The sequence below is a fragment of the Promicromonospora sp. NPDC059942 genome (assembly GCF_042731755.1).
Classification (GTDB): Bacteria; Actinomycetota; Actinomycetes; order Actinomycetales; family Cellulomonadaceae; genus Promicromonospora.
In genome coordinates, this window is sequence record NZ_JBHWLR010000044.1 from 1 (window position 1) to 9,981 (window position 9,981).

Below are 9,981 nucleotides of genomic sequence, written 5' to 3' on the forward strand. Positions count from 1 at the left end.
GGGTTGTGTTGTTGGTGTGTTGCGGCTGAAGGAAACCGCACAACCCCGGGCCTCGAAGGGAATCCGGCAGGCGGGCCCGCGCGGCACAATGTCTCCGTGCCCACGACACCTGACGATCGCACCGCCGCCCTGCGGCGGACCGTGCTGATCGTCGCGGCCCTCAACCTCGCCTACTTCTTCGTCGAGCTCTCCGTGGCGCTGGCCGTCGGGTCGATCTCCCTGCTCGCCGACAGCGTCGACTTCCTCGAGGACACGGCGATCAACCTGCTGATCCTCGTCGCGCTGAGCTGGCCGCTCGCCCGGCGGGCCGTCATGGGCAAGGTCATGGCCCTGATCATCCTGGTGCCCGCGGCGGTGGCGGCCTGGCAGGCCGTGGACCGGTTCGCGGATCCGGTGGCGCCCGACGTCGTCCCGCTGGTCGTCGCCTCGCTCGGGGCGATCGTCGTCAACGGGACCAGCGCCTGGCTGCTGGCCCGGACCCACCACCACGGCGGCGCGCTGGGCCGGGCGGCGTTCCTCTCGGCCCGCAACGACGTGCTCGTGAACGTCGCGATCATCGCCATGGGTCTGGTCACCGCGTGGACGGGCTCCGGCTGGCCCGACCTGGCGCTGGGCTGCGTCATCATCCTCCTGGCCGCCCACGCCGCCCACGAGGTCTGGGAGGCGAGCGAGGACGACCGCCTGGCCGCCCACCTCACTCGTTGAGTGCTGGGTGTTTTTTGTCTTTCAACGGTTGTCGGGGAAAAAGGGGCAAAAACCCAAGGGGGGGGGGGGGGAGAGGGGGAACACCCCCCTGCCCCCCCCCTGCGCTGGTGGGGTGTGGGTTGTGTGTCCCGGAAAGCGGGTGAAAAAAAACAAATACCCAGCACTCAACGGAGGGGACGTCACCCTGGGATCACCCTGGCGTCGGCGCGCCCCGCATCTGGGGCGGTCGTAGTGTGCGAAACATGACGGACGCACTCGTACTCGGAGGAGGCGGCGTCGCCGGCGTCGCGTGGGAGCTGGGCGTGCTGCAGGGCATCGCCGACAAGGACCGTGAGCTCGCGGCCCGACTCGTGGGCGCCGACCGGGTGATCGGCACCTCCGCCGGGTCCGCCGTGGCAGCCCAGGTCACGAGCGGGACGCCGCTGGAGGAGCTGTACGAGGCACAGCTCGTCGACGACGGCCTCGACTTCGTGGTCGAGTTCGACGGGCCGGCCATGCTCGCGGGCTGGGCCGCGGCGCTGGAGCCGGCGGCCGACGGCACCCCGCCCGACCCGCTCGTGATCCGCCGCCGGATCGGCGCGATGGCGCTCGCCGCCACCACGACCGACGAGGCGACCCGGCTCAAGGAGCACGAGGCGCACCTGCCGAGCAACGAGTGGCCGGACACCGACCTCGCCATCCCGGCCGTCGACGCCGAGTCGGGCGAGCTGCGCGTCTTCCGCCGGGACTCGGGCGTGCGGCTCCTGGACGCCATCGCCGCGAGCTGCGCGGTGCCCGGTGTGTGGCCGCCGGTGACCATCGGCGTCCGGCGCTATGTCGACGGCGGCATCCGGTCGGTGGCGAACATCGACCTGGCCGCCGGCGCCGACCACGTGCTGGTCATCACGCCGCAGCGGCCCGGGTCGCCGTCGCCGTTCGGCCCGTCGGCCGCCGAGCAGGTCGAGGCCCTGGCACCCGCGAAGGTGCTGATGATCGGGGCGGACGACGCGTCGCTGGAGGCGTTCGGCATCAACCCCCTCTCCCCCGCCACTCGGGGGCCGTCGGCCATCGCGGGCCGCGCGGTGGGGCGCGCGCAGGCCGCGGAGCTGGCCGCACTGTTCGCCTGACCGGGCCGGGGCCGGTCGCCGGGCCGGCCAGCCCGGGCGTGGGGAGAGATCAGGCCGACGTCGGCCCGCCCAGGTGCTCCGCGAAGAACGCGAGCGTCCGCGCCCAGGCGTCCGCCGACGCCTCCGGGTCGTGCGACATGCCCTGGACCCGCATCAGCATGCCGAGCGCCCCGGTGTACTGCGCGAGGAACGAGTGGGTCGCCTCGGGATACACCTTGAGGTCCACCGGGACGCCGCTGCGCTCCAGGCCGGCGCGCAGCTTGTCCACCTCGGCGACGTCGACCACCCGGTCCCGGCCGCCGTAGCTGGCCACGACCGGGCAGGGGGCCGACAGCATCCGGTCGAGCTCCGCCGGTTCCTGCTTGCCGGCCGGGAGCAGGCCGTAGTTCACCGCCGCGGCGTCGAACCCGCCGCGCCCGGCGGCGACCAGCGCGAACCGGCCGCCCAGACAGAAGCCCATGACGCCCACCTTGCCGGTGCAGTCGGGCCGGGCCGCGAGCGCCGCCCGGGCCTCCTCCAGGCGGTCGTAGGCGGGTCCCTGGTCGGCGACGAAGCTCGCGAACGTCTGCCGCAGGCAGCGTCCGCGCTGGTACATCGACGGCGCGTGCACGAGGTAGCCCCGCGCGGCGAGGTGGTCGCAGACACGGCGCAGCTCGTCGGTCATCCCGTAGGCGTCGTGCACCACGACGACGCCGGGAAAGGGGCCGTCGCCGGCGGGGACCGAGGTGTGTCCGGGGTGCACGCGGAGCCTCCTGTGCGCTGGGGCGTCCGGACGCGCGGCCCGGACCTCGCTGCCGACCGTACCAGTCGTTGTGCATCGTGCATATGCCCTGGACGCGCCATGATGGGCACCATGTTCACCAGCACCGACGGGACCATGGACCTGCGGGTCTCCGCGTACGCGGTCATCACCGACGAGGCGGGCCGGATGCTCCTGCCCCACTGGTCCGAGGGGACGCACCACGGCTGGACGATGCCCGGCGGCGGCATCGACCCGGGCGAGCACCCGGCCGACGCCGCCGTCCGGGAGGTCTACGAGGAGACGGGCTACCACGTGGAGCTGGCCGGGCTGCTCGGCGTCGACAGCATCGTGTTCCCCGCCGCCGAGCGCGTGCACGCGGCGGACCGCCCCGGACAGGCCCTGCGCATCGTCTACCGGGCGCGCATCACGGGCGGCGAGCTGCGCGTCGAGGAGGACGGTTCCACCGACGGCGTCGCCTGGCACACCCAGCAGGAGATCGACGCGCTGAACCGGGTCGCGCTGGTGGACCTGTCGCGCCGCTGGGCGGGGTTGATCCCCTAGACAGCGCAGGACCGGGGCCCGTCAGGGCCGCGCCGACGGCGGGAAACCCGTCCAGCGCAGGTCGGCGGGCAGGTGCCCCATGTCGTTGAACAGCACGACCGTGGGCGGCAGGCCGTCGCGGTACTCGATCACGGTCAGCGCGGCGTTCCCGCTGTTCAGGCCGAGCCAGCGGGCAGGGGGCGCGTCGAGCGCGTGGCGCAGCAGCCACGCGACCTGGAACGCGTGGGTGACCAGCACCTCGTGGGTCTCGACGTCGGCGGTCCGCGCGAACCGGTCGACCAGCGCGGCCGCGAGGCGTTCGCCGGGGGCGCGCTCGGCGTCGTCGAACCCGTCGAAGAAGCCGGCCCAGGCCGGCGGGAGGTCCGGCGCGGCGGGCACGTACGGCACGTGGTCGACCAGCTCGGCCGCCTCCGCCACCGGAACCCCCGGCAGGTGCTCGCTGAGCACCCGCGCGCTCGCCGTGGCGCGCGGCAGCGGTGAGTGCCACACCGCGTCGACCGGCAGCGCGGACAGCCGCGCCCCCAACAGCTCCGCCTGCCGCCGTCCGACGTCGGTCAGCTCGCCGAACGCGTCCGCCGCGCCGTGCCGGGCCAGGTACAGGTGTCGGGTCGCCATGCGACGAACCTAGCGGCCGGACCAGGTACTACGCACCGCGCGGGATCCCCAGCGTCGAGAGCAGGTCCTCGTGCAGCTCCATCCACACGGCGTGGCACGACGCGATACCGGTCCCGGCCACCCACTCGCCCTGCCCGGCGCGCGCCCGGTCGAGCGCCCGCTCGAACCGCGTGTCGTACCCGTCGAACCGGGCCAGCACCGCGGCGAGCGAGGCGACCAGCGGCGCCAGCTCGGCGCCCAGGGCCGCGAGCTCGTCGAGCACGCGCGCGTCCCAGTCCGCGTCGGTGTGCGTGTTCGGCGCGAGCCGGTCGTCCTCCGCGGGGAGCAGCTGCCAGTCGGTGCACGCCTGCAGCAGGCGGGCGTTCAGCGGCCCGAAGGCCTCGTGCACCTCCTCGACGACGGCCCGCGCTCCCGACTCGGCCAGCTCCAGGGCGAGGAGCCGGTCGTCCTCGGCGCGGCCGCGCTCCGTCAGCGACCAGCCCGCCGTGGTGCCGAACGCCGCCCGCCGGACCCAGCCGTACGCCTCGTCGTCGAGCAGCGTCTCGCTGGTCTCCGCCGGATCGAGGCCGAACCGCGCGGCAACGGCGTCGTCGTCCGCCATGCCCTGGATCCGGACGGAGTGGAGAACGAGCAGCTCGGGCTGAGAGGATCGGCCGGGCACCGGGATACGGGTCACACGGTGCACCGTGCATCGTCCGGTGGAGAGTGTCAACGCGAAACGGTCGCCGAAGGAGAAAGTCATGTCGGACAGCTTCGTCGTCGAACTGGCCGGAACCCCCGGCAGCCCGGGCCGGGCGTCCGGGCCCGCACGCGTGGTGCACGGGCCGGACGACTTCACCCGCGTGCGCCCCGGTGACGTGCTCGTGTGCCGCTTCACCGAACCGTCCTGGACCGCCCTGTTCGGCCTGGTCGCGGCCGTGGTCACCGAGACCGGCGGCGTCCTGTCGCACGCCGCGATCGTGGCCCGCGAGCAGGGCATCCCCGCGGTGCTCGCGGTACCCGGCGCCACGACGACGCTGCGCGACGGCGAGACCGTCACCGTCGACGGCGGCGCCGGCCGGGTCACCGGCTGACCGGCCCCACACCCACCGGCGAGCCGTCCACGGGCAGTACTCCCCATGGGCACCGGCCCGGCGCCGTGCCAGCCTTCCTGCGTCAGACCAAGAGTCAGACCTCAGGATGGAGAGCACCAATGACAGGCAACTCCCCGTTCCGCAGAAGATCCGCCAGGCAGTGGGCGCTCGCGGCCCTGGCCGCGCTCGCCCTGGTCGCCTCGCCGACGGCGACGGCCACCGCCTCCCCGACGACGCCGGGTGGCGGCGCCGGCGTGCTGGCGATCTCCCACAAGTCGCCCTTCAACTGCAGCAAGACGTTCTACGCCAACAACTGGAGCGGAGGCCACAGCCCCAACGGCTCCATCGACTGGCAGACCTACGGCAGCGACGCCATCAACGGCGAGACGGTCCGGGCCACGGCCGGCGGCACCGCCACCTTCGACGACGAGGGCAGCACCAGCTACGGCAAGTGGGTGCAGATCGTGCACAGCGACGGCACCCGCACGCGCTACGCGCACCTCGCCACGATGGTGCGCAACCCGGGCCAGACGATGTCGGTCAGCCAGGGCACCGTCATCGGGACCGTCGGCTCCACCGGGGGCTCCGAGGCGCCGCACCTGCACTACGAGCAGCGCAGCTCGTCCGGCGTCGTGGACACCTCGCCGACCGTCGACGGCGTGACCGTCTCCGTGGGCCAAAAGAAGGCCGTGACCAGCACCAACGCCTGCGGGTCGAGCAACCCGTACACGCCGGCGGAGGTCTGCGGCAGCGGCTTCGCGGTGGTCGACCAGGCCGCGCTCGGCACGGTGGGCCGGACCTACCTGCTGTACAACTCCGGGACCGGCAGCAACTGCGTGGTCACGCTGAAGTCGACCAACCTCGGCACGCCGAGCGCGGTCTCGGCCTTCCTGGAGCCGCAGGGCGCCTCGCGCACCACCGACTCCGGCAGCTACGGGTACTACGCCGGCCCGGTCAAGCGGTCCGCGCCCGGCACCTGCGTCAAGTGGGGCGGCTCGGTGGGCTCCACGAGCTACACGAGCCCGTTCGAGCACTGCGGCTGACACCCGCTCCGCCACGCCGAAGGCCCCCGGGGTAGGCCCCCGGGGGCCTTCAGTCTTGACGCGGCCTGAGGGTTCACGCGCCCGTCGGCGGCTCGATCAGGTCCCACGGCATGCCGTACAGGTCCTCGAAGACGGCGACCGTCCCGTACGCCTCGTAGCGCGGCTCCTCGCGGAACCGCACGCCCGCCGCGACCATCCGCGCGTGCTGCGCGGCGAAGTCGTCGGTCTCGAGGAAGAAGGCGACCTTCCCGCCCGCCTGCCGCCCGACGACGTCGTCGGCGCCCGGCAGCGCGAGCACGAGGCCGGTCCCGCCCTCCGCGGGGCCGACGACGACGCGGCGGCGGCCTGCCGCATTGGTCTCGTCCTCCCGCAGGGCGAACCCGAGGATGTCGACGAAGAAGGTGATCGCCTCGTCGTGGTCGCGGACGAGGTAGGTGACGTCGGAGAGTCGCAGCACCCCGTGATCCTAGGCCGCGCGCGCACCCCGGGCCGCCAGGACCACGGCCGACGCCAGCCGGCGGAACTCCGGCCGGTCCCCGGCGGGCAGCGTGGCCAGCAGGCCGTCGAGCGCGCTGGTGACACCGGCCTCGAAGGCGGCCACCGCCTGGGTCCCGGCGTCGGTCAGCGACACCTGGACGGCGCGGCGGTCGCCGGGAACCGGGCCGCGCTCCAGCAGCCCGCGCCGCTCGGCCCGGTCGACGAGGCCCGTGAGCGCCGCCTTCTCGATCCCCAGGAGCTGCGCCAGGTCGACCATGCGCTGCGGCTGGTCGCCGAGGCCGCAGAGCAGCCGGCCCTGCATGGGCGTGAGCTCGTGCTGCTCGGCGACGCGCGCGACGGTCGCGGTCAGCACCACGGCGAGCTCCACGAGCTCGGGCATGCCCCCAATGCCGTGCGCGGCGCAGCCCGGCAAGCCGTCGGGAGTCTCATCGGGCATCACTCGTCAAAGGTACACAGCCAACATAGTTCGTGCCATGTATAGTCAATGGCACGAACCTTTTCGCGGACGCCCCACCGGAGGCAGCACCATGAGCTTCACCCATCCGACCGGCACGCGCGGCGCGCGGCAGCCGGGCCGGTCCACCCGCTTCTTCAACAGGCTGATCGCCCGCCGTGCCCGGCGCACGGACGGCAAGACGATGGGCATGTCGCTGCTGGTGCTGACCACCGTCGGGCGGAAGAGCGGGCAGCCCCGCGAGAACCCGGTCGGCTACTTCGTCGCGCCCGACGGCGGCTGGTTCATCGCGGCGTCGGCGGCCGGCGCGCAGGCCAACCCCGCCTGGTACCTCAACCTCGCGGCGCACCCGGACCAGGTGACCGTCGAGCTGGCGGGCCGCAAGGTCGCGGTGACCGCGCGCGAGCTGCACGGCACGGAGCGCGCGCAGGTCTGGAAGCAGATCACGGACGAGTCCCCGGGCTTCCGCAAGTACGAGCAGACCACCGACCGGGAGATCCCCGTGATCCACCTGACGCCGAAGCCCTGACCTCTGGCATGATTCCCGGCGGCCGCACCCGACCACCGACGAGGATCGCTCCATGAGCTTCTCCCACCCGACCGGCACCCGCGGCGCACGAGTGCCCGGGCCCGTGTTCCGCTGGCTGAACCGCCTGATGGCAGGGCACGCCCGGCGCACCAACGCTACGACCATGGGTAAGAACCTCCTGGTCCTGACCACCGTCGGGCGCAAGAGCGGACAGGCCCGGCCGACGCCGCTCGCGTGGTTCCCCGGGCCGGACGGCTCCTGGCTCGTCGTCGCCTCCGCCTGGGGCGCGGCGACCAACCCGGCCTGGTACCTCAACGTCGCCGCCCATCCCGACCGGCTGACGGTCGAGCTGGGCGGCCGCAAGGTCGCCGTGACCGCCCGTGAGCTGCACGGCGCCGAACGGGCCGAGGCGTGGCGGCGGATCACCGCCGAGGCGGCCAACTTCCGCCGCTACGAGCAGACGACGGACCGGGAGATGCCGGTCATCCGGCTGACGCCGAAGGACTGATGCCGGGTGTCGGTGGGTCGTGGTTGACTCGCGCCCGTGACATCACAGGATGCGGGTCTGCCGTCCGAGCTCTTCCGTTTCGAGGGTGACGGGAACGTCGTGGTTCTCCGCATCGACTCGCTGGATCGCCGGCCCGACGGGACCGCCAGTCAGGCGCGCGGCACGATCGAGATCGACTGCGGGGACGTCGCGGCCGGGCGCGGCGTCAGGGGCGTGCAGCCGACGTTCGTCGGTGATGTGGACCTGGACGCCTGGCGGGAGGCCCTCGACGCGCTGGACCTGGGGCAGGACGTCGCCTGGCGCGAAAGCCTGCGGGCCCCCGAGGTCCACGTCCGCTGGGAGGACGACGACGCCCTCATCGTCACCGTCCGCGACAGGATGGGTCTGCTCACGGACGTGACGACCGCCGTGCCCGTGTCCGACGAGTGGTTCGAGGAGGCCTACGACCGCCTGGACCGGGTCTACGAGCTGTTCGAGGGGCGCTGACCAGCAAGCCGCCCGGCAGCGTGTCAGCGGCGGTGGGTAGTGTCGGACGCATGACGCACGCCGCCACCACCTCACCGGCCATCACAGCGCTCCAGACCGCGGACTGGCGGCGGCGCGTCTTCGCGCTGTACGCCGAGGCCCGCACCCGCGCCGTCGTGAACCCGGCCGCCGCGCACGCGGGCTGGATCGCCGCCCGGGACGAGCTCTTCGCGACCCACCCGGTCTCGCCGATCCTGCCGGAGGAGCGGCCCGGCTTCACCGGGCTGACCGTCACCCCGTACGACCCGGCCTGGCGCCTGAGCGCCCCGATCGTCCCGGCCGAGCCCGGGCCCGACGGCGCGCCGCGCCGCCTCGACGTCCCCACCGGGACCGACGGCGTCGTGCCGTTCGAGCTGCTCGGCACGGTCGCCCTGGGCTCCGACGCCCTGGGCGACCTCGGCACCCTCGACGTCTGGCGCCTCGCCTCCTACGGCGGCGGCCTGTTCGTGCCGATCAAGGACGCGCTCGCCGGCCCGCCCGGCGGCACCTACGGCGGCGGCCGCTACCTCATCGACACGATCAAGGGCTCCTGGCTCGGGCACACCGGCGGGTCCGACGGCGGCGAGGGCGGCGGCCCCGACGACTTCGGCGTCGGCGACCTGGTGCTCGACCTCAACTTCGCCTACAACCCGTCCTGCGCCTACGACCCGGCGTGGACGTGCCCGCTCGCCCAGGACGGCAACACCCTGGCGGTCGAGGTCCCGGTCGGCGAGCGCACCCCGGACAAGCCGGCGTACTAAGGCGTCAGCCCTGCACGACGACGAACTCGTCACCGAAGTCCGCGATCACCCGCAGCCGGCCGCCGAGGGCCTCCACGTACGACCGCAGCGTGCCCAGCTCGGTCGAGTCGAGTCGGCCGTGCTCGATCGCGGACACCCGTGGCTGCGCTACGCCCATCCCCTGCGCGATCACGGCCTGCGTCACGTGCTGGGACCGGCGGATGTCAGCGAGCTTGTACGCGCGCACCTGCTCGCGCATCTCGGCCATGATCTCGGCCGTTCGCGCTTCGTCCAGGCCGGTCGCGACCGCGTCGGCCTTCACTTCGTTCCATGAACGAGCCATCTGTCACACCTCCTCGTCGTACTCACCGATGAGCCACTGCTCATATCGGTGCTCAGCCACCGGGATGGTCGCCCGGTACCACTCATCCCATCGCCCCGCCTTGTCCCCCGCGACGAGCAGAACCGCCCTACGGGCTTCAGGTTGTGGACCGTCGACCTCTTGATCGAGTCGACCGCGGGCCTTCCGAGGGAGGGGCCGGTCCGGGCGAGCAGTTCGATCGCCGCGGCGACATGCTCAGCCACCGGGTCCTCCGTCCGGACCAGGTCGAGGAACCAGGCATCAACTTCCTCGAGCAGGACGATGTTCCACATCCATGCCTCCACCATAACGCAAGTGTTATGAGCACACCGCGGCGTCGACCCCGGGCACCCACTCTTGATGGGTTGACTTTGTCAGGAAGACATCCCTTCGCAGGGGATGACAGACATCAGTGCGTATACGCAACGGCAGGCCGCCACGCGGCCGACCGTCTCGCCGCCATGAGCCGCACCGCCGCCGGCTGTCCCTCCCCTTTGAGGCCCGGTTTTCTTCGCTTTGCCCCGGCGCAAAGCGAAGAAACC

General features: G+C 72.9%; 16 protein-coding genes. 9 read left to right on the forward strand and 7 right to left on the reverse strand.

Going from position 1 to position 9,981, the window contains the following annotated elements; all coding sequences use genetic code 11:
- Positions 1 to 96 precede the first annotated feature (96 nt).
- Complete coding sequence (locus ACFV9Q_RS28950; protein ID WP_377237277.1) at positions 97 to 705, forward strand: cation transporter; 609 nt, start codon at positions 97 to 99, stop codon at positions 703 to 705.
- Positions 706 to 947: 242 nt separating this feature from the next.
- Positions 948 to 1,811 (forward strand): patatin-like phospholipase family protein, encoded by an 864-nt coding sequence (locus ACFV9Q_RS28955; protein WP_377237278.1) that lies wholly within the window; start codon positions 948 to 950, stop codon positions 1,809 to 1,811.
- A 49-nt stretch (positions 1,812 to 1,860) separates the two neighbouring features.
- Here the strand turns inward: ACFV9Q_RS28955 and ACFV9Q_RS28960 are convergent, their stop codons facing one another.
- Entirely contained in the window at positions 1,861 to 2,553 is a 693-nt protein-coding gene (locus ACFV9Q_RS28960) for a dienelactone hydrolase family protein (protein WP_377237279.1), read from the reverse strand.
- 135 nt (positions 2,554 to 2,688) lie between these two features.
- Between ACFV9Q_RS28960 and ACFV9Q_RS28965 the strand changes: the two genes are divergently transcribed.
- Positions 2,689 to 3,114 (forward strand): NUDIX hydrolase, encoded by a 426-nt coding sequence (locus tag ACFV9Q_RS28965; protein WP_377237292.1) that lies wholly within the window; start codon positions 2,689 to 2,691, stop codon positions 3,112 to 3,114.
- Between the two features lie 21 nt (positions 3,115 to 3,135).
- On the opposite strand, the gene ACFV9Q_RS28970 is transcribed toward ACFV9Q_RS28965, so the two are convergent.
- On the reverse strand, positions 3,136 to 3,729 hold the full coding sequence (locus tag ACFV9Q_RS28970; RefSeq protein ID WP_377237280.1) for a histidine phosphatase family protein: 594 nt from the start codon (positions 3,727 to 3,729) through the stop codon (positions 3,136 to 3,138).
- A 28-nt stretch (positions 3,730 to 3,757) separates the two neighbouring features.
- Positions 3,758 to 4,405 carry a transcriptional regulator gene (locus ACFV9Q_RS28975; protein ID WP_377237281.1) on the reverse strand — a complete coding sequence of 216 codons (648 nt, stop codon included), beginning with the start codon at positions 4,403 to 4,405 and terminating at the stop codon, positions 3,758 to 3,760.
- 64 nt (positions 4,406 to 4,469) lie between these two features.
- On the opposite strand from ACFV9Q_RS28975, the gene ACFV9Q_RS28980 reads away from it, so the two are divergent.
- On the forward strand, positions 4,470 to 4,802 hold the full coding sequence (locus ACFV9Q_RS28980) for a PEP-utilizing enzyme (RefSeq protein WP_377237282.1): 333 nt from the start codon (positions 4,470 to 4,472) through the stop codon (positions 4,800 to 4,802).
- A gap of 119 nt (positions 4,803 to 4,921) precedes the next feature.
- Positions 4,922 to 5,845, forward strand: coding sequence for a M23 family metallopeptidase (locus ACFV9Q_RS28985; protein WP_377237283.1), 924 nt, complete (start codon positions 4,922 to 4,924; stop codon positions 5,843 to 5,845).
- Between the two features lie 73 nt (positions 5,846 to 5,918).
- Here the strand turns inward: ACFV9Q_RS28985 and ACFV9Q_RS28990 are convergent, their stop codons facing one another.
- Entirely contained in the window at positions 5,919 to 6,302 is a 384-nt protein-coding gene (locus ACFV9Q_RS28990; RefSeq protein WP_377237284.1) for a VOC family protein, read from the reverse strand.
- A 9-nt stretch (positions 6,303 to 6,311) separates the two neighbouring features.
- Positions 6,312 to 6,779 (reverse strand): MarR family winged helix-turn-helix transcriptional regulator, encoded by a 468-nt coding sequence (locus ACFV9Q_RS28995; protein ID WP_377237285.1) that lies wholly within the window; start codon positions 6,777 to 6,779, stop codon positions 6,312 to 6,314.
- A gap of 91 nt (positions 6,780 to 6,870) precedes the next feature.
- Here ACFV9Q_RS28995 and ACFV9Q_RS29000 point away from each other — a divergent pair, with 91 nt between their 5' ends.
- Genes ACFV9Q_RS29000 through ACFV9Q_RS29015 form a run of 4 tightly spaced genes read left to right on the forward strand, consistent with a single transcriptional unit; the run spans position 6,871 to position 9,099 of the window.
- Complete coding sequence (locus ACFV9Q_RS29000) at positions 6,871 to 7,326, forward strand: nitroreductase/quinone reductase family protein (RefSeq protein WP_377237286.1); 456 nt, start codon at positions 6,871 to 6,873, stop codon at positions 7,324 to 7,326.
- 52 nt (positions 7,327 to 7,378) lie between these two features.
- Positions 7,379 to 7,834 carry a nitroreductase/quinone reductase family protein gene (locus tag ACFV9Q_RS29005; protein ID WP_377237287.1) on the forward strand — a complete coding sequence of 152 codons (456 nt, stop codon included), beginning with the start codon at positions 7,379 to 7,381 and terminating at the stop codon, positions 7,832 to 7,834.
- Positions 7,835 to 7,870: 36 nt separating this feature from the next.
- Positions 7,871 to 8,320, forward strand: coding sequence for a DUF5959 family protein (locus ACFV9Q_RS29010; RefSeq protein ID WP_377237288.1), 450 nt, complete (start codon positions 7,871 to 7,873; stop codon positions 8,318 to 8,320).
- Positions 8,321 to 8,370: 50 nt separating this feature from the next.
- Positions 8,371 to 9,099, forward strand: a complete 729-nt coding sequence (locus tag ACFV9Q_RS29015) for a DUF1684 domain-containing protein (protein WP_377237289.1) — start codon at positions 8,371 to 8,373, stop codon at positions 9,097 to 9,099.
- Between the two features lie 4 nt (positions 9,100 to 9,103).
- On the opposite strand, the gene ACFV9Q_RS29020 is transcribed toward ACFV9Q_RS29015, so the two are convergent.
- Positions 9,104 to 9,421, reverse strand: a complete 318-nt coding sequence (locus ACFV9Q_RS29020; RefSeq protein WP_377237290.1) for an XRE family transcriptional regulator — start codon at positions 9,419 to 9,421, stop codon at positions 9,104 to 9,106.
- A complete protein-coding gene (locus ACFV9Q_RS29025; protein WP_377237291.1) occupies positions 9,397 to 9,747 on the reverse strand; it encodes a hypothetical protein in 351 nt (116 codons plus the stop codon). The genes ACFV9Q_RS29020 and ACFV9Q_RS29025 overlap by 25 nt, the downstream gene beginning before the upstream one ends.
- Positions 9,748 to 9,981: the final 234 nt, after the last annotated feature.